Origin of the sequence: Streptomyces sp. NPDC051677 (assembly GCF_044453465.1) — a bacterium.
Taxonomy (GTDB): domain Bacteria; phylum Actinomycetota; class Actinomycetes; order Streptomycetales; family Streptomycetaceae; genus Streptomyces.
Genome location: NZ_JBITCT010000017.1, coordinates 168,804 through 188,353, shown reverse-complemented (window position 1 = coordinate 188,353; position 19,550 = coordinate 168,804). Strand labels below are relative to the sequence as shown.

Annotated in this window: 8 protein-coding genes; 5 read left to right on the top strand and 3 right to left on the bottom strand. The window is 68.2% G+C overall.

Going from position 1 to position 19,550, the window contains the following annotated elements:
- Positions 1-277: 277 nt before the first annotated feature.
- Entirely contained in the window at positions 278-694 is a 417-nt protein-coding gene (locus ACIBAF_RS22070) for a hypothetical protein (RefSeq protein WP_399464978.1), read from the bottom strand.
- A gap of 19 nt (positions 695-713) precedes the next feature.
- The gene (locus ACIBAF_RS22065; protein WP_399464976.1) at positions 714-7,784 is read right to left on the bottom strand and encodes an RHS repeat-associated core domain-containing protein; all 7,071 of its coding nucleotides are present in this window, start codon (positions 7,782-7,784) and stop codon (positions 714-716) included.
- A 257-nt stretch (positions 7,785-8,041) separates the two neighbouring features.
- Here ACIBAF_RS22065 and ACIBAF_RS22060 point away from each other — a divergent pair, with 257 nt between their 5' ends.
- The gene (locus tag ACIBAF_RS22060; RefSeq protein WP_399464975.1) at positions 8,042-12,475 is read left to right on the top strand and encodes an FG-GAP-like repeat-containing protein; all 4,434 of its coding nucleotides are present in this window, start codon (positions 8,042-8,044) and stop codon (positions 12,473-12,475) included.
- A gap of 135 nt (positions 12,476-12,610) precedes the next feature.
- Positions 12,611-14,365 carry a D-glucuronyl C5-epimerase family protein gene (locus ACIBAF_RS22055; RefSeq protein WP_399464974.1) on the top strand — a complete coding sequence of 585 codons (1,755 nt, stop codon included), beginning with the start codon at positions 12,611-12,613 and terminating at the stop codon, positions 14,363-14,365.
- 337 nt (positions 14,366-14,702) lie between these two features.
- Here ACIBAF_RS22055 and ACIBAF_RS22050 read toward each other — a convergent pair whose 3' ends face one another.
- On the bottom strand, positions 14,703-15,239 hold the full coding sequence (locus ACIBAF_RS22050; RefSeq protein ID WP_069772758.1) for an HNH endonuclease: 537 nt from the start codon (positions 15,237-15,239) through the stop codon (positions 14,703-14,705).
- A 324-nt stretch (positions 15,240-15,563) separates the two neighbouring features.
- Between ACIBAF_RS22050 and ACIBAF_RS22045 the strand changes: the two genes are divergently transcribed.
- The 3 genes from ACIBAF_RS22045 to ACIBAF_RS22035 all read left to right on the top strand — a co-directional run bounded on the left by ACIBAF_RS22045 (position 15,564) and on the right by ACIBAF_RS22035 (position 19,550).
- The gene (locus tag ACIBAF_RS22045) at positions 15,564-16,670 is read left to right on the top strand and encodes a mechanosensitive ion channel family protein (RefSeq protein WP_399464972.1); all 1,107 of its coding nucleotides are present in this window, start codon (positions 15,564-15,566) and stop codon (positions 16,668-16,670) included.
- Between the two features lie 211 nt (positions 16,671-16,881).
- A complete protein-coding gene (locus tag ACIBAF_RS22040; protein ID WP_399464971.1) occupies positions 16,882-18,093 on the top strand; it encodes an ROK family transcriptional regulator in 1,212 nt (403 codons plus the stop codon).
- A 107-nt stretch (positions 18,094-18,200) separates the two neighbouring features.
- Positions 18,201-19,550 (top strand): ABC transporter substrate-binding protein, encoded by a 1,350-nt coding sequence (locus ACIBAF_RS22035; protein WP_399464970.1) that lies wholly within the window; start codon positions 18,201-18,203, stop codon positions 19,548-19,550.

The following is a 19,550-nucleotide window of genomic DNA, read 5'->3' as shown; positions in this document are numbered from 1 at the left end:
CGGTGCTGGCGCCGCTGGCCTGGGTGGAGGCCAGGGCGTGGGGCTGGACGGCGCCGTTGCCGTTGTAGTCGTAGGTGTAGCCGGTGGTGGTGTCGGCGCCGCCGGTGGTGGAGTGCTCGACCTGGTGCTGGCGTTGTCCGAGGGCGTCGAAGTCCCAACTGGTCCGGGGTGCGGCCGGGATCTGGGCCTGTCCTCGACAGTCGTGCGGACGTGCAGGCGAGGGGCGGCGAAGCGGTCGTCACGTGACTGGAAGGCTACTTCATCCCCTTTTGCGGCATTATGGGCGATCAAAGGAAGTCAAGAACCCTGAGATCTCATCCCAAGGAATTCCCTGCCACCGCTGTTGAGCAAACCCAACGACTCTGTCATTGACTGCGACATCCATCGGTCCACTGATGGAGATCACCAGCATGAGGTCTCGCCCCGTCAGCAAATCATCAGCCAAAACCGCTCGCGCCTTCCGAAGGAAGATATCAACAATCTTGCCTCCAACGCTGACCTGGATATTCTGCTCGGTACTGCTCCCGTCCGACCCACGGAAACTAATCCTCGAGGAGGCCCACCCCTCCCCCTGCTTCACCTCGCCATGGGTGACCTTTGGAGTGCCAGACCCAAGAGCTTCCAGCAGGTTATTGAGCGCTTCGCTTGGGGTCGCTCCACCCGAGCGGCCAAGGAGTCCGTATTCGAACGCCATTACTGCTCCCGCACACCTATCACTGGCCGTAGCCATCGAAAATGTACTGCACCTTGATTCCGCGATTATCTATGAGCCACTCATCCTTCAGGACCTGGAGTTCATCCTTCCCGACATCACCAGACTTTGTTTCGACGTAATGAGTGACATTCCCACGAGAGTCAAGCAGTCCAATATCATACTGCCGCTCACCGTATGGTGTATCAAATTTCAGCAAATCTGGCGCTTGCCTCTCAGTGACTACATTCAGTCCGCGCTGCCTAAAAGAGTCCGCAATGTGGTCACGGTATGCGTCGCCAACGTGCTTATTAAGTTGAACCTGACTTATCCCCAAAAGTTTACAGAGGTTTGCGTCGTCATTGTGAACCAGGACCGGCGTTTCCCCGGCCAGCACATAGTACGAATGCAAGTCGTCGACTGTCAGATTGTACATGTGACGGTCGCCTGGGCGGGCGATCACGGAGGCGACGTAGACGTGCTGGTTTGTAGGCGTGTTGAGTGCGTGACCGACAGTTAGCTTCCCGGTGGGTACCCACTTGTGCAGCGTGGCATCCCAGATCAGGTGCTCGGCGTTGGTATGCAGAACGCTTAGTGTGCCGTCTGCCTGGCGGATGCGAAGGTCAACGAGGTCGAAGTCATGGTTAACCCAGACTGCAGATACAGCACGGGGACCCTTGTGCTTGCCGGTCTTGGGATCTGCCGCCTGGACCTCGTCGCCAGGCTTGATCTTCCTGATGGGCTTCGACTTGCCGTCAGCTAGCAGCACAGGCGTGGAGGGGGTGAAGCTCTTACACCCAAGCTTCAGCGTCCCACCGGATATCGCCCTTTCGAAGACCGCCAGCTTCGACCGGAAAATTGCATCTTTCGAAAGTTCAATGCACGCGTCGAGATCCCCGTTCTTACAGTCCTCGAAGGCACCGATCCCAATCAGGTCTTTCTCTGTATCCCAACCCTGCTTTGCTGCTTTTTCAAAGGTCGGCCCATAGGAGATCACCTTGCAGTAGATCTCGTTATGTTGGCACCATTCGCCGGGATCGCTAGTCGCTTTACATCCCAGAAGACCGCAACGGTACTGCTCCGCAGCCGTCGTCGTTCCGTGACTATTCCCTCCGCCGTGGTAGGTGCCGGACTTGCTCTTCTTGTTGCTGGGGGTGCTGCCCGAGCCGGCGTAGTCATGCATCGCCCTCTCGGCTCCTGCCGAGTCGCCCGGTGTGTAGTTGAGGCAGGACGGGCAGTTGCGTGTCGGGCAGTCGGCGTCCGCGCACAGTCCGCTGGGGTCGCTGTTGGTGATGGGGTTGCCGGCGGCGTAGGCGTAGCCGGCGAGTTGTTGGTCGTCGGTGGTTTCGAAGAGGGGGTCGAGGCTGGCGAAGCGGCCGAGGGTGGGGTCGTACTGTCGGGCGCCGAGTTGGGTGAGGCCGGTGTTGGCGTTGTCGGGGGCGTTGAGGAAGCCTCGGTTGTCGAGCCAGCTGACCGCGGTGCCGCGGGTTGCGCCGTAGGGGGTGAACTGGCGCCAGGTGGGGGTCTGGGCGGTGGAGTCCAGGTACAGGCCGCTGGTGCCGTGCGGGTCGCTGATCTGGAACTTGTAGTTGGTTCCCGTGCCGGTGCGCACCACCGTGCCGCCGCCGGGCAGGGGCAGGTAGCGCACGCCCGTGGTGGTGCTGCCGGTGAGGGTGAGCTGCTCGCCGGGCAGGTACAGGGTGGTGCTGGCGGGGTCGGTCTGGAGCAGGACGTTGCCGTCGGCGTCGTAGATGTAGCCGGTGGTGCCGGACTTGCCGCCGCTGACCTGGGTGAGCTGCCCGGCGTCGTTCCAGGTCAGGGTCTGGCTACCGGATGCGATGGTGTTGCGGGTGGTGGTGTTGCCGGTTTTGTCGTAGGTGTAGCTGGTGGTCGCGGTGCTTGCGCCGCTGGCCTGGGTCGAGGCCAGGGCGTGGGGCTGGACGGTGCCGTTGCCGTTGTAGTCGTAGGCGTAGCCGGTGGTGGTGTCGCTGCCGCCGGTGGTGGAGTGCTCGACCTGGTGCTGACGCTGTCCGAGGGCGTCGAAGTCCCAGCTGGTCCAGTACGCGCTACCGCCGGCGAGCAGGTCGCCGACCTGGGCGTGGGCACTTGCGGTGGGGGCGGCGGCGCAGTCGTCGGTGGCGGTCCATGCCTGGGTGAGCCGGTCGAGCTCGTCGTACTGGTTGCACTGGGTCTCTGGGGCCGCTGTGGCGCCCAGGCGGGTAGTGACCTGCTTGGTGGTGTTGCCTGCGAGGTCGTGGGTGTAGTTCTGCTCGTCAACCTTCGCCGGCGTGGTGGAGCGCGTCACCAACTGGTCGGTCAGCGCTCCCGTGTGCGCGTCGAAGGTGTTGGTGAGATAGGCCAGGTTCGTGCTCATGCCCAGGGTCTCCTGCAGCACCTGGCCGTAGGCGCTGTAGGTGGTGTTCTGGGCGTAGCCGTAGGAGGTAGTGCCCAGACCAGCAGGTACGTCCAGGGCAGTGGAGTAGGTGTGGGTTGCGATCTCGTTGGGCAGGCCGCCGCCGAGGGGGTAGTTGTCGGTGTAGAGCAGGCCGGTGTCGGCACTGTAGGTGTGGCGGAAGGTATAGGTCTTGCCGCCCAGCGCGCCGTGCACGGCCGGGATCGTGATGGACTGGCCGAGTGATTCGCCGAAGGCGTTGAACCCCACCTGCTGGGTGGTGTACGTGTTGCCGGCGTTGTAGGACGTGGCGGTGGTGGTCTGGCCGATCGGGTTGGTGACGCCCGAGACGGCGTTGTCGTTGTCGTAGGTCCAGGCGGCCATCTGGTTGCCGCTCGCGCCTGGAGCCTGGGCGGCGAGCGTGGAGGCGTACCGGCCGGTCTGGCGGTTGAGCACGTCGTACGTGCTGGAGACGCTCTTGCCACGCGAGTCGGTGGTCTGGGTGAGGTTGCCGGCCGCGTCGTAGAGCATGCTGCTGGTGCCGGCGTCCGGGTCGGTCTTGGACGTCGCGCGGCCGAGCAGGTCGTAGACGGTGGTCCAGGTACTGCCCTTGGACGTGACCGTGTTCTGCTTGCCGTGCCCGTCGTAGCCGTAGGTGATCGCGTTGAACGTGCCGCCGCTGACGGAGAACAGACCGGTGAAAGTGTTGAGCGGGACGGTCAGTGTCGGCCGCGCGCTGAAGGAGTCGACCTCGGATGTGCGGCCCAGCGGGTCGGTACGGGTGCTCTTGACCGTGCCGCCGGTCGGGGGGATGACGGTGGTGGCGTCCCCGCTGTAGACGGTGGTGGTCTGCTCCTTGAGCACCGAGTACTGCTCGGAGTTGCCGACGACCACGCGGCCCAGACCGTCGAGGGTGTAGCGGTCCTGGCTGGGGATCTGGGAGTCCTGTACCGAGGCTGGCGACAGGGCAGGGAGGCTGTTCGCGTCCCAGTACGGGTTGTTCTTCTTCCAGACCCAGCCGTGCGAGTCGTAGAAGGACTCGGTGATCAGCCGGCCGCCCTGTGGGGTCGGTGTCTGGGTCTGCCGCGGCCGACCCAGCGAGTCGATGAGGGAGTAGGAGGTGGCGTAGCCCAGGGAGTCGTTCAGTTTCTGGGTGGTGGTGCCGGACTGGCCGTTCGGGGAGACCGTGTAGGTGTACTTGACGTCGGCGGAGGCGGTGGTGGGCCGGTTGTGCTGCCAGACGTCGGTGGTGCGCCCGAGCGCGTCGTAGTGGACGGTGGTGACGAGCCCGTTGGCGTCGGTGGCGGTCAGGGGGAGCCCGCGGGTGGGGTCCGAGGTGGTCCTGGCGGTCTGGTTCTTCGCGTTGGTGACGGTCGCACCCGTGGTCAGCCCGACGCTGTCCACGGTGTAACCGGCGGTGGTCTTGTTGCCGCCTGCGTCGTAGCCGTCGGCAGGGCGGCCGTAGCTGTCGTAGGTGGCGCGGGCCTGGGTCTGCCAGGTGAACGCGCCGCCGCTGTAGCCCGAGGCCTGCCGGGTCATGGTGACCTCGCCCTTGGTGGGCGCGGCAGCCTGCGGGAAGGCGGTGGCGAAGCTCGTGTCGTCGTAGAACGTCCGGGTCGCTGAGACCACCTGGTCCGGGCGGGAGACGCTGGTGGGAGCGGTGAGGGTGTTGAAGTTCTGCGGCACGGTGGCCGGGGTGTTCTGGCTGAAGCCGGCGCAGGCGACCGAGTCGGTCTCCTTGGAAGCCTCCAGGCCGACCAAGTTGGCGGTCGTGTTGGCCTTGGCGTAGGTGATCGCTGTGCATTGGTCATACGCAGCGGCGGCCGGCACCGTGTGGGTGTAGCTGTAGGTCAGCAGCCCGAAGTTGTCGTCCGCGAGCGTGGCGTCGTAGGTGTTGTCGGTCTCCGTGACGCGCCAGCTCGTGGTGCCGCCGTCTGTGAGCGCCTGGCGGCTCCAGCTTTCGGCGGTGCTGGTGGCGTGAGCGGTCAGAGCCGGCAGGCCGGTGCGGGCGCGGGTGGCCGTGGCGGCGGAGATCCAGTACGAGGTCACGGTGGAGTGGTCCACGCTGCCGCCGACCCCGGTGTAGGCGGTGGTCTCCAGCGCGTTGCCCGCCAGTTGGTCGCTGTCGGGGTGCACACCCCCCTGGGAGTCGGTCACGTTCACCGAGCGGCGGCTGGACGAGGACAGCCAGTCGTCGTCCATGCCGCGGTAGTAGGAGGTGACCGTCTTGGTCTGGGGGTCGTTGGCACCGTCGCCGGTGCGGGCTTCCACGCTCGCGTAGCCGCGGAACTGGCCCCAGGTGCGGTACTTGGCCTTGACGACCTCGTTGTCGTCGTGGTGCCAGGCGGCGCCGCCGGTGTAGATGTAGTTCGTCTGCTTGGCCACCGCGCCGCCGGTGCTGTCGGTCTCCAGCACCTGGGTGACCGCGTACTTCTGGAACCAGTCGGTGATCGGGTTGAGGTAGTCCTTGGGTGTCCAGGACACCGGATAGCAGGATTTGGTGTTGGTCTTGGGGTCCGCCGAGGACACGTAGGTGGCGGTGCAGGCGTCCGGCAGGTCATAGCTGACGGAGGTCAGCCCGCCCATCTCGTTGGTGATGCCGGAGATGCGGTAGCGGTACAGGCCCGGGAAGTTGGAGGTGTCGACCCGGTTCTTCAGGTCCACGCCGGCGAACGTCACGTCCGGCAGCGTGATCGGGGAGGTGGAACCCCCGGCGGTGGTGTCGTCCCCTTCGTGGGTGATCGAGGCCAGCCACAGCGTGGGCGATGTGCCGTCCCCGGTGGCCGGCTCGGTCTGGTGCAGGGTGTACGTGTCGATCGCCTGGTACGTGGCGGCCGCCACGCTGTACTGCTGCGCCTTGATCGAGGCCAGGCGGACGGTGGAGAAGAACGACGGCGACTGCGCGGTGCAGGTCGCGCCCGAGGCGCACACCAGGTCGTAGGGCACGTCCGGGTACTGGCTGGCGGCGGTGCTCGCCGACAGCGGGTCGCACGAGGCCAGGGTGCAGCGCGAGGCAGTGGTGAAGACGACCTGGTCGGGCACGGTGCCGTACGCGCCGCCGTCGCGGAAGCCGTAGTCGATCCGGGTCGGGTGCGAATCGCGGACGTAGGAGACGTTGTGGGCGCCGTTTTCCTCGCCGTAGTAGTTGGTGTCCTGGGCGTAGGAGTACGCCATGGCGTTGGCGTGCACGTCCACCACGTAGTCCAGGTGCCACTTGTACGCCATGGTGCACACCGAGGCGCTGAACCCGGACGAGTCGTAGCAGGGGTCGCCGGCGTGCGCGGAGTACACCGGGACGCTGTCCACCGACTTGGTCGTGGCCTTGCCGGAGGCCCAGCCGGGCAGCTGGTTGCGGCCGAAGTAGAACTGGGTACCGTCCCGTTCGGTGACGATCCAGTAGTCGGTGTTGTACGTGCCCGACCCGTTGTTGGTGTTCGTCCTGTGCGTGACGGTCGAGCCGTTGTCGTCGGCCGGTTTCCACGTCCCGTCGCTGTCGTTCCTTACCAGGGAGGTGGACGAGCCGTTCAGCGACAGGGTCAGGATCGGCCCGTCATAGCACCTGTCCCCGCTGGACACCGGCGAGGCGCTGCCTTCCGGATCGTCCGAACATGAGGTGAAGCTCTGCTCGATGTAGGAGTCGGGCGTGGCCCAGCCGTCGCCCGCCCAGGAAGACTGGGCCTGGGTTGAGGAAGTCTGCCCGTCGACCGAGCCCGAGTCGTAGGACAGGCCCACCGACGGCTTCAGCGACGCCGACGAGGGCGCCGGCGCGACGGGGTAGCTGTAGGTGAACGAGCCGGACGAACTGCCGCCCGTCCATGAGCCGGACGGCGCCAAGGCGGTCGCATCGTAGCTGCCCGCCGCCCCGCCCTCCGTGGTGCCGGATGCGGTCGCCGCCAGCACCATCGGTTCGGCGGCACCGCCGGTGGTACCAGACGCCGTGGAGGCGGTGTACGAGGCCTGCACGACAGCGGCGTGGCCGGATGCTGAAGTCCGGGACGGGGATGACTGGGGCTGGGCACCCTGCAGGGTCAGGGTGGTCGCCAGCTCGTGGGTCGCAGGGTTCCGGTCGGTGGCCAGGGGAGTCTGGGTGCGGCAGGCGGCTCGCTGCGGGGTGGTCAGCGCGCAGGCAGGGAGCTTGACCAGGTGCAGGCGGTCCGCGTAGTTGCCGCCATAGGCTTGCGCGAACGCGCTGTAGTCCAGGCCCAGTTGGACGTTGCCCCGGCCGCCGGTCGCAGGCTGGGCGGTGAGGACGACGCCGGCCACGCCGAGCTTGGCGGCCTCCTGGCGGGGCAGTACGCGCACCGAGACGCTGTTCGGCCCCTGGTAGGAACCCTTGGCCGGGGCTAGCGCTCGGGCCCACACCGGAGTGCCGGCGGCCGATGCCCTGGCTCCTTGTTCAGCGCCGGTCTGCGGAGCGGCCAGCGGGGCGGTGCCGGTCGCGGCCGCCGGCCAGGCGGCTTTCGCCGGACTGAAGGCCCGCTTGGTCTGGTCCTTGACCGTCGGCTTGCGCGGGGTGAGTGTCTTGACCCCCTTGACCGGGCGGGTCTGCTGCACTGCCGGGGCCCCGGCGCGTTCCTTGGTCTCCGCGGCCGCGGGGACCGCGGTCGGTAGAGCCAGGGCCAGTGCCACCGCGGCACCGACGAGCCGTCGTCGAGCGCCGACATGACGCACGTTCCGTCTCAGCCACTCTGTCCTAGCCATGCTCGATCCCCCCACTCGCCCCATAAGCGGGCACCACGGCACTGCGGCTTGATCAAGCCGCAGCTGCGCGGGTGACTATCGCAGAGCAGGCGAGCAGCGGGACAGTGATCAAATCCGACAACTCTCCACAATCAGAAGACAAGAATTCGCAAAACTTCACTCTCGACTGGGATATGTCAGGTCATCCCAGGATCAATCAGGTCTGCCACAGACAACGAAAAGCCTGTCCACTGGAGCGCCGATCGACATGACGGATCATGTCCGACTTGACCTGGGGGTACCTGACGGTGAGACCCACCCTGCGCAGCAGATTGCTGAGAGCCGCGCTGGCTGCCGCGCTCAGCGCTCTGTCCGTTTCCGGCGCGGCGACTACCGCCAGCGCCGATGCCACACCCGAGGCGTCGTCGTCGCCACTGCCTCTGGACGAGGCGCGGGCCTCGGTCAAGGCGCAGGCCACCGGCAAGGCGGTGGCTGTGCAGGCGGCGACCACGCCGAACGAAGCGGAAGTGGCCAATCCGGATGGCACGTTCACCTTGACCCAGTCGATCGCTCCGGTGCGCAAGTACGCCTCCGGCGCCTGGAAGCCGCTGGACGCCACGCTGGTCCGGCGCTCCGACGGCACGCTCGCCCCCACCCTTGCCACCACGGATCTGACCCTGTCCGGAGGCGGGAACGGACCTCTGGCGGTAATGAAGGACCACGGCCGGTCCCTGTCCCTGACGGTGCCGACTTCGATCGGCCCGCTGCCTGCCCCAACCCTGAACGGATCCAGTGCCACCTACTCCGATGTCCTGGACGGCGTCGATCTGAAGGTCACCGCGGATGCCCAGGGCGGTTTCTCCGAGGTCCTCGTCGTGAAGAACGCCTCGGCAGCCGCCGACCCGGCGCTGGACAAGCTCCTCTTCCCCGCCAAGACAAGGAACGTGACGCTCGCCGTCGACAAAGCGGGCAACATCGCTGCCCAGGACGCCACACACCGCACGGTGTTCTCCGCCCCCGCCCCGATGATGTGGGACTCCGCCACCGCCAAGGCGGCCGGCCCGAGCGCACTGTCCGCCGGCAAGTCCGCAGCCTCGGACACCGACGAACCCGGCGCGGGCGCGCACATCGCGCCGGTCGCCGCCGCCTACGCCTCGGGCGGCATCCGCCTGACCCCCAACGCGGGCCTGCTGTCGTCCTCCTCCACGGTGTACCCCGTCTACATCGATCCCACCTACAGTGCCGCGGGCGGCACCGTGAGCAGTTGGACCTGGGTCAACTCCGCCTTCCCGGACACCAGTTTCTGGAAGGACACCAGCGCCACCGGGCTGCACGTGGGTTACGAGGGCTGGGAGACCCCGTACCACAAGTCGCGGGCGTACGCGAAGTTCTCGGTGGACAGCCGACTCTTCGGGGCGACGGTCGTCGACTCGCACTTCTACGCCACCGAGACCTATGCGCCCTCGTGCACGGCGACCCCGGTGGAGCTGTGGCAGACCGGTCCGATCGACTCCGGCACCACCTGGAACGACCAGCCGGCCTGGACGTCCCAGTGGGGCACGAAGACCGTGGCGTACGGCTACTCCTCCTCCTGCCCTGCGCAGTCCCTCGGCTTCGACGTCACCTCGCACATGCAGAGCATCGCCGACGACGGCAACTTGAGCAGCCTCACGCTGGGTCTGCAGGCCAGTGACGAGCTGGACAAGTACGGGTGGAAGAAGTTCGACCACGCCACCCTCTCGATGTCCACCACCTACGACCACCGGCCGAACAAGCCCTCCACGCTGGTCACTTCGCCGGCCACCACCTGCACCAGCACCATCAAGACCATCGGCGACGGCGACGTGGTCCTCTATGCGAAGGTGTCCGACCCCGACGGCGGCACCCTCTCCACCACCTTCAACGTCACCAAGACAAGTGGCGGCGCGCAGATTGCCCAGCCCACCGTGTCCGCAGTGTCGGGGAAGAACGCCGCCTATGTGCTCAAGAAGTCTGTGCTGGAGGCAGCGGCCGGCGGCTCGCCCCTGGGCGTGACGTGGAACGTCACCGCCTCCGACGGCACCTACACCTCGCCCGTCTCAGCGACCTGCAAGTTCCAGTTCGACGCCAGCCGCCCAGGAGCCCCCGACATCACCGACGCCTCCGCCTACGACTGCGGTGACGACGCCAGCCCGGCCTCCTACCAGGTCGGCACCGCGGTCAGCTTCACCTTGGCGCCCAACGCCTCCGGCGGCACGACCGCCAGCTACCTCTACCAGCTCAACGGCACGACCCCGGTCTCCCTGGCCAGCACCGGGTCCAGCACCACCATCAGCGTCACTCCCACCCGGGGCACGAACGTACTGACCGTCACCGCGGTCTCGGCCGGCGGCAACATCGGCGACACCGCGAACTGCATCCTCATCGCCGCCCCCGCGGCCACCGCCGCCGACGGCGATCTGACCGGCGACGGCATCCCCGACCTGACGACGGTGGGCGCACAGGCGGGCCTGTCCAGCGGACTGTGGCTGGCCCACGGCACAACCGACGGACAACTCACCACCAGCGCCACCGACCTGGGCGTGCAGGGCACCGGCGCCAACTCCACAGGCTCACCCACGGACTGGAACGGCACTCAGGCCGTCACCGGACACTTCAACACCGGCGCCGGCTTCAACGACGTCCTGGACTACAACCCCGCCACCGGCCGCGGCGCCGTGCTGTTCGGCAGCGGCGACGGCTCGGCGCTGCGCCCCTTCGCCGGCGACCAGATCAGCGTCAATTCCACCGTCTTCACCGACGGCACCGGCATCACCGGCGCCCTCGGCAACAAGGCCACCAGCATCGCCAGCGGCGGCAACCTCTACCACACCCTCAACGGCGAGCCCGCCACCGGCTACCCCGACCTGCTCATGATCGTGGGCGGGCGGCTGTGGGACGAGCCCGGTGCCCCCTTCCCCGGCGCCTTCGCCGGCGTCGACAACGCGCTGCCCCTGGGCGGCACCAACCCCACCGGCACCGGCGACTGGACCGGCTGGAGCATCACCAGCAGCCTCGTCGACGGGCTGCCCGCGCTGTTCGCCCGCAACACCACCACCGGCGCGCTGTACTACTACACCCCGCAGCAACTGCAAGATCTCGCCTTCGGCAACCCGGTGACCCCGTTGCAGGTCGCGAGCAGCGGTTACAGCTCCGCGAGCCTGCCGGTCCTGCAGGCCGCCGATCTGAACGGCGACAACACCCCGGACCTGCGCACGGTCTCCTCCAACGGCGCGAGCACCGCGCAGATCTTCAACGCGTCCACCGGAAGCCTCACCTCGCAGACGGCACAGACCCTGATCGCCCCCGGCCACGCCTGGCCGCTCGGCGACGGCACCGAGGGAAGCGCGGCCAGCGCCGCAGACACGTCCGCCGGGCTGACCCTCACCGGCAGCGGCGCGGGGGCCACCTGGGACACCGACGACGACGTCTTCTCCCCCAACCTGGCCCTGGACGGCACCGCCACCGGAGCCATGACCTCGAACGCGGCCCTGTCGCTGTCAGCGTCCTTCACCGTGTCGGCGTGGGTCAAACCCGCCGCAGTGGGCGGCGTCGTCGCCTCCCAGGACGGCGCGCACAACTCAGGCTTCCTGCTCTACCCCCAGTCCAACAAGCAATGGGGGTTCTGCCTGGCCACCTCGGACGCCACCCGCGGCTATGACTGCATCGCCGGCGGCAGCGCCATCATCGGCCAGTGGACCCACATCACCGCCACCTACGACCCCACGTCCAAGGCCATGACGCTGTACATGGACGACCGGCCGGTGGCCCGCGGCTCCCACACCGCGATCTCCGGCTTCACCGGCAATTTCACCCTGGGCAACAGCCTGAACAACGATGCGCGCGCCTCGTACTTCAAGGGCAACCTCTCCGACGTACAGGTCTGGAACGGCGCCCCGCTCGCCGCCACCCAGGTCGGCACCATGGGCAACGTCAACCTGGCCAGCGCGCCGTACACCTTCGCCGGGGTCGGCGACTACACCAGCGACGGCAAGGTCGACCTGGTCGCCGCGGACGCGGGCGGCAGCCTGTGGCTCTACCCCGGCAACGGGGGCGGCGGCTGGTCCACGTCCGCGCTCTACATCGGCTCCGGTCTCTCCGGCTACGCCTTCGCCGGGATGGGCGACTTCGACAAGGCCGGTTACGCCGACCTCGTCGGCCGCGCGCCCTCCGGCACCCTGCGCCTGTTCCCCGGCGACCCCGGGCACGATCTGCTCACCCCGGTCAGCAACTTCGCCAGCGGGTGGAACGGCTACACCTTCGCCGGCACCCCCGACTTCAACCGCGACAGCAAGCCCGACCTGGTCGCCCGTCACCCCGACGGCACCCTGTACCTGTTCCCCGGCACGGGGACCGGCGCCGCCCTGGGCTCGGCCGTGCAACTCGGCACCGGATGGACCAACTTCGCCTTCGCCGGCGTCGTGGACCTCAACGCCGACACCTATCCCGATGTCGTCGCGCGCGACGCCAGCGGCGTCCTGTGGCTCTACCCGGGCAACGGCAGCAACGGCCTCGGCGCCCGCTCCCAGCTCGGCACCGGCTGGAACGGCTACACCTTCGCCGGCATCGGCGACTTCAACGGTGACGGCAACCCCGACGTCATCGTCCGCGACGACGCCACCAGAATCCTGTGGCTCTACCCCCGTACCGCCACCGCCTTCAGCGCCCGCCAGCAGATCGGCAGCGGCTGGTAGGCGGGGCCGCGATCTCGCTCTTCTCCGGGGCCGCCGGGTGCTGCGCACCAGCGCCTCGACGGCCCCGGAGCTCCCCGTGCTCCCCGTGCCCCGTGCCATCGGCATGCCACCCCCTTTTGTTCATAGGAGTTGTACGTGACAGGTCAACGACGCACCGACGTCGGCCGCCGCCGGTTCATACGCCTCACCGGCGGTAGCGCGCTCGGCGCCCTCGCCGTGGGAGGGGGCGTCTCGCCCGCGTCAGCCGACGTCTTCGCCGGTCCCACCGCACGTCCGTACGCGGGGATCCCCATGTCCCGGGTGCTCAGCCTGCCCCGCACCCCTGAACCGACCACCACGCTGGGTCCGCCGCCGGAGCAGTTCACCAGCGGCACGATCACGCCCCCGAGCAGACGGATCCCCTACACCGGTGGCACCGTCGATCCGCAGACGGCCGCGGACGACGTGCCCACCACGCTGCCGTTCGAGTTCAACACCACCGGCTACACCATCGCCGACGTGCCCGAGGAGCTGCGCCCGTGGCGCAACCGGCCCGTCGCCAAGGGCGACGAGGGCGCCTACGTCGACGCCCAGGGCGTCCGGATGTTCTACAACGACCCCGACGTTTTCATCAACGGCGACGGCAAGCTGTACGACCACCCGGTCACGCAGATCCAGTACGGCCTGGGCTGCCTCGCCTCGTACCGCACCACCGGTGACACGTGGTTCCTCACCCGCGCCAAGGCCCACGCCCAGCGGCAGATCGACCGGCGGGTCGAGACCCGCGGCGCCTGGTACTTCCCTTACCCCTTCAACTACACCCACAGTGAGCACGGCGGACTGGTCTTCACCGCCCCCTGGTACTCCGGCATGGCCCAGGGCGAGGCGATCTCCCTGTTCATCCAGCTCGCCCAGCTCACCGGGGCCACTGAGGTCACCGAGGCGGAACGCGCCCAGTACCTGGCCGCGGCCGACGGGGCGTTCGCCTCACTGCTGCGCGCCGACGACGCCAAACCATGGGTGATCAACAAGGACAGCTCGGGCTTCTTCTGGATCCAGGAATACCCCGTCGACGCACCCGGCACGTCCGACTACACGTTCAACGGCATGATCTTCGCGCTGTTCGGGCTGTGGGACTACTACCAGCAGACCCGCAACGAGCTGGCGCTCCAGCTGTGGGACGGCGGCCTGACCACGATCAGCAACTACTACCCCCGGCTGCGCAACACCCGCTGGCTCTCCTACTACTGCAACACCCACCGCATCGCGCCGCTCTCCTATCACCACCATCACATCGACCTTTTCATGCAGCTGCAGTGGTTCTCCGGCCACTACGCCTTCGCCCGGGACATGGACCAGCTGCTGGACGACTACCCGTACCCGGACCTGGTCTCCGATGACCTGCCGAGCGGCGGCACCGTCGCCTTCGCCGCCGGCACCCACACCCTCTACCAGTACGCCACCACCACGACCGGCGCCTACGACCCCGCCAAGGACGACGCCCAGGCCGCCACCAAGCAGGTCACCTTCGCCAAGGCCACCGCCGCCCCCGCGACCATGCGCCGGCGCATCCACGGCCGCGGCGTCTACTACCGGATCAGCGCCGGAGCGTATGCCGGCTGGTGGGTCGGGGAGAACTACTCCAGCGCCTTCCTGCGCGGCCAGTGGTGGACCAAGACCTATCTCCCCGCCCGCGCCCTCACCTTCCCCGCCAATACCTCCGTCGACGTCTTCAAATACGGCACCGACGGCGCGATCGGCTCCACCAAGACGGTCCAGTGGGACCACCCCTCAAACGCCCCGTTCGACCAGCGCGCCACCATCAATGGCCGCACCATGCTGCGGATCAGCGCCGGCACGCTCACCGGCTACTGGGTCTGGCAGAACAACGTCACCACCGACGGCCTCTGACACAACCGTCCCTCTCCCGGACGAGGCCCTGACCGGTGGAGCGCCGGCACCCTGCATCTGCCGGGTGCCGGCGGATGTCCAGGCTGGTGCCGTGCAGGAGGTCTCGCCGATCTCGCGGTCACCGTGCCTTACCGGCCTGGCCTGGCTTGGCCCGACGCCGGCCGCCGCCGACGGGGAGATCGCGTCCCAGGTGCCTCTCCGTGACCGACTCGCCGACCCGCCGCCTCTCTTTCAGGCGGTCGTTCAAGCGATCTTTCAGGCGCCCGAGGCGTCCCGAAGGGCCCCGTGGCTGTGCCGTCTGTGGGCGGCGCCACGGGGCATGCAAAAGCCCGGATCGCTAGGCGGAGATGCCGTCGATCCGGGCCAGGGCGTCGTCCGCGCCGTACGGCTGCAAGTACGGCAGCCAGCGCGGATCCCTATGGCCCGTGCCGATGATGCGCCAGGCGAGACCGGAGGGAGGGGCGGGTTTGTGGCGCAGCCGCCAGCCGATCTCGACGAGGTGCCGGTCGGCCTTGACGTGGTTGCAGCGACGGCAGGACGCCACGACGTTGTCCCACACGTGTTTGCCCCCGCGGCTGCGCGGGATGACGTGGTCGACGCTGGTTGCGACGCCACCGCAGTACATGCACCGGCCCCCGTCCCGCGCGAACAGCGCTCGACGGGTGAGAGGAACGGGCCCCCGATAGGGAACCCGGACGAATCGCTTGAGCCGGACCACGCTGGGTGCGGGGACTGTGACGGTCGCGCTGTGCATGAAGGCGCCGGATTCCTCCAGGGAGACTGCCTTGTTCTCCAGGACGAGGATGAGCGCGCGGCGGAGCGGTACGACGCCGAGCGGCTCGTACGACGCGTTGAGGACCAGGACATGCGGCACGGATGCCTCCTTGGGCGTCGGCGGCGCGTGGCTCGCGCCGGGACGATCTGCAGTCAGTCTCTCCTCTGGGCTGGTGGACGCGCCACCATGTCCCGGTAACGGGCTGGGAGTGTTTTCGACCACACCCTGATTTCTCCCCAGGATCATGGCCGGTTCAAGCGCAGGTGAGGACCGTCTCTCCTTCACGTATCTCGCCGAGTCACTCACAATGCCCCGTTAGTGTGGTGGTTCTGCCTGTCCGGTGACCCTTCCGTGACCTTGCAGCGCGTGTCGCCCTTGACCGCCGCACCGGATGGAGCAGTGCAGCACCTGGAGGTACCTGCCGTGTCCTTGCCCGCCGTCCTACTGGCCGCCGACGCCTCGCCGTCGCCGACTCCCTCGGAGTCGCCGACCACGGTGACGGTCCCGTCCCTTCAGGACGCCCAGGAGAGCGCGACGAACGCGGCCAGCTGGGTCGAGCAGAACTGGTCGACGTGGCTGGCGATCGGCCTGAGGGTCCTGTTGATCCTGGCCATCGCCGTGGTGCTGAGAGTGGTGGTGCAGCGGGCGATCACCAAGCTGATCGACCGGATGAACCGCACCGTGGCGTCGGTCGACGGGACGGCGCTGGGCGGGCTGCTGGTCAACACCGAGCGGCGCCGTCAGCGCTCGCAGGCGATCGGCTCGGTGCTGCGGTCGGTGGCGAGTTTCCTGATCCTCGGCACGGCCGCGCTGATGGTTCTGGCCACGTTCGAGATCAACCTCGCCCCGCTGCTGGCCTCCGCGGGTGTCGCGGGTGTGGCGATCGGTTTCGGCGCGCGCAACCTGGTCACGGACTTCCTCTCCGGCGTCTTCATGATCCTGGAGGACCAGTACGGCGTCGGCGACCAGATCGACGCGGGCGTGGCCACCGGCGAGGTCATCGAGGTGGGCCTGCGCGTGACCAAGCTGCGCGGCGCCAACGGTGAGATCTGGTACGTCCGCAACGGCGAGGTCAAGCGCATCGGCAACCTCTCGCAGGGTTGGGCGACGGCCGGCGTCGACGTCACCGTCAAGGCGTCCGAGGATCTCGACCGGGTCAAGGCCACGCTGGACGAGGTCGCCGACAAGATGAGCAAGGAAGAGCCCTGGAACGAGCTCCTGTGGAGCCCGATCGAGGTCCTCGGCCTGGACAGCGTGCTGCTGGACTCGATGGTGGTCCGCGTCTCCGCGAAGACGATGCCGGGCAAGGCCCTCTCGGTCGAGCGTGAGCTGCGCTGGCGCGTGAAGCGCGCCTTCGACGCGGCCGACATCCGCATCGTGGGCGGCGAGACCGCCCCCCTCACGGGGGATCCCGCCGACCCGACGGACGCGGTCGCGGCGCCGTCCGTCTTCTCCAACGCGGACTCCCCGCAGCACGCGGCGGCGACACCGATCGCTCCGCAGCGGGCGACGGCGCCTCAGCCGAAGTAAGAGGCAACGCGCGCCGACGTCCGCGCCACGCCCCCGAGGTAACGACTCTGTTGCCTCGGGGGCGTTTGCCGTTTAGCGCCTTGACGCCCCCTTCGTGCCGGGTTTACCTTCCCTTCCAGCCGATAGGAAACTTTCCTAACAGTGGCCGGAAGTGGACTTGTGTCCCGCGTCACTGAAAAGCTGTGCAGTTCAGAAAGGCAGGTGTCGACCCATGGCAGGAACCGCCGGTACGCCGGGCACGCCGCGCGTCCTGCGCGCCATGAACGACCGTGCCGCGCTCGACCTCCTGCTGGCGCACGGCCCCCTGTCGCGCACCCGCATCGGCAAGCTCACCGGCCTGTCCAAGCCCACCGCCTCACAGCTCCTGGCCCGCCTGGAAGCGGCGGGACTGGTCCTGGCCACCGGCACCACCGAGGGACGCCCGGGCCCCAACGCCCAGCTGTACGAGGTCAACCCGGCCGCCGCCTACGCCGCCGGTCTGGACGTCACCCCCGAACGCGTCCTCGCCGCCGTCGCCGACGTCACCGGCCGCACCGTGGGCACGTACGAGGTGCCCACGCCCGGCCGCAACACCGCAGGCGCCGTCGTACGGCAGGTCACCGACGCCCTCGACGGCGCGATGAAGGCCGCACACCTCACCCGGGACGACGTGCGGCGGCTCGTCGTCGCCACCCCCGGCGCGTTCGACCCCACCACCGGTCGTCTGCGCTACGCCTCCCACCTGCCCGGCTGGCACTCCCCGACGCTGCTCGACGACCTCGCCGCAGCCCTGCCGATGCCGGTCGAGTACGAGAACGACGTCAACCTCGCCGCCGTCGCCGAACAACGGCTCGGCGCGGCCCGCGGCCACGAGGACTTCGTCCTGCTGTGGAACGAGGGCGGTCTCGGCGCCGCGCTCGTCCTCGGCGGGCGGCTGCACCGCGGCTGGACCGGCGGCGCGGGCGAGGTAGGTTTCCTGCCGGTTCCCGGAGCACCCCTGGTCCGGCAGGTGACCAAAGCCAACAGCGGCGGCTACCAGGAGCTGGCGGGCTCGCAGGCCATCCCCCAGCTCGCCCGGGAGCTCGGCATGACCGGCATCCCGTCCGGACCGTACGCCGAGGTCGCAGCCGGCCTCGTCGAGCGGGCCGCCGCCGAGGACACGGTCCTGAACCGGCTGCTGCTCCAGACGTACGCGACCCGGCTCGCGACCGGTCTCGCCTCGCTCGTCTCCGTGCTCGACCCCGAACTCGTCGTCCTCAGCGGCGCCAGCCTGACCGCCGGCGGCGAGACACTGCGCGCCCTCGTCCAGGCCGAACTGGAGGAGCTGGCCGCGTCCCGGCCGAAGCTGGTCGTGGGCGACGTCACCGAACAGCCCGTCCTGCGCGGCGCACTGGAGAGCGCGCTGGCGGCCACCCGCGACGAGGTCTTCGACACCTCGCGCTAGCAGCACCCGCTCCCACACCTCCCCTTCGCCACACCCCGCACGTCACCTCATCTCACCTCACACGCCACACCTCACCCTGTCCTGCCCTGTCCCTGGAAGGCTCCGCCATGCCCACACGCATACCCGAAGTCGTCCGAAAGGCGGCTTTTGCCCTCACCGCCTCCACGGCCCTGCTCCTGTCCACCACCGCCTGCACCGGCCAGTCCGCGGCCGGCGCCGACGACGACGCGTCAAAGGAGACGACCCTTACCTTCTGGCACGCCTGGAGCGCGCCGAACGAGGTCAAGGCCGTCCAGTCGCTGATCGCGGGCTTCGAGAAGACGCACCCCAACATCCATGTGAACGTCGTCGGCAACATGACCGACGACAAGATCAACCAGGCGCTGCGCGCGGGCGGCAGCAAGGCCCCGGACGTGATCTCGTCGTTCACCACCAACAACGTCGGCAAGTTCTGCTCGTCGGGCGCCCTGATCGACCTCAACCCGTACTTCCAGAAGGCGGACATCGACCCGTCCACGACCTTCCCGAAGGCGATGAACCAGTACACCCAGTACGACGGCAACCGCTGTGCCGTCCCCCTGCTGGGCGACGCGTACGGCCTCTACTACAACAAGACCGCGTTCAAGAAGGCGGGCATCACCTCCCCGCCCAAGACCTGGTCCGAGTTCGAGGCCGACGCCAAGAAGCTGACGATCGCCCAGGGGAACACGTTCAAGCAGCTCGGCTTCATGCCGGACTACCACGGCTGGGAGACGACCACCGAGCACTACCTCGGCCAGTTCTCCCCGACGTACTTCGACAAGGCGGGCAAGTCGACCATCGCCACGGACCCGGCCGTGGCGGCCGCTTTCACCCTCCAGAAGAAGCTCGTCGACGAACTCGGCGGCTTCAAGAAGCTGGAGACCTTCCGGTCCACGCTCGGCGACGAGTGGGGCCCGAAGCATCCCTTCCAGACCGGCCAGGTCGCCATGCAGCTCGACGGCGAGTGGCGCCTGGGCATGGCCCTGGACGCCAAGCCGGACTTCGAGATCGGCGTCGCGCCGCTGCCCGTCCCGGACGACCAGGCGGCCCAGTACGGCAAGGGCTACATCACCGGCACCATCGCCGGCATCGCCGCCACCAGCAAGAAGCAGAACGCGGCCTGGGAACTGGTGAAGTACATGACCACCGACACGTCCGCGGTGGTCGCCTTCTCCAACGCCATCCACAACGTGCCGTCCACACTGGCCGCCCTGAAGTCCCCCGACCTGAAGTACGACCCGCGCTTCAAGACCTTCCTCGACATCGCCGCCAACCCGAACTCGACCACCTCCCCGGCCTCGATCAACGGCGGCGTCTACCTCACCACCGTCCAGCAGCTCGGCTACGACTACGAGAGCGGCAAGGTCACCGACCTGCAGGCGGGCCTGAAGAAGGCGGCCGCGCAGATCGACACGGACATCGCGCAGGCGAAGTAG

Bases quoted from the DNA above. Each gene is read 5' to 3' on its own strand.
- ACIBAF_RS22035 (WP_399464970.1), top strand. From the start codon at position 18,201: ATGCCCACACGCATACCCGAAGTCGTCCGAAAGGCGGCTTTTGCCCTC.
- ACIBAF_RS22060 (WP_399464975.1), top strand. From the start codon at position 8,042: ATGTCCGACTTGACCTGGGGGTACCTGACGGTGAGACCCACCCTGCGC.
- ACIBAF_RS22040 (WP_399464971.1), top strand. From the start codon at position 16,882: ATGGCAGGAACCGCCGGTACGCCGGGCACGCCGCGCGTCCTGCGCGCC.
- ACIBAF_RS22065 (WP_399464976.1), bottom strand. From the start codon at position 7,784: ATGGCTAGGACAGAGTGGCTGAGACGGAACGTGCGTCATGTCGGCGCT.
- ACIBAF_RS22070 (WP_399464978.1), bottom strand. From the start codon at position 694: ATGGCGTTCGAATACGGACTCCTTGGCCGCTCGGGTGGAGCGACCCCA.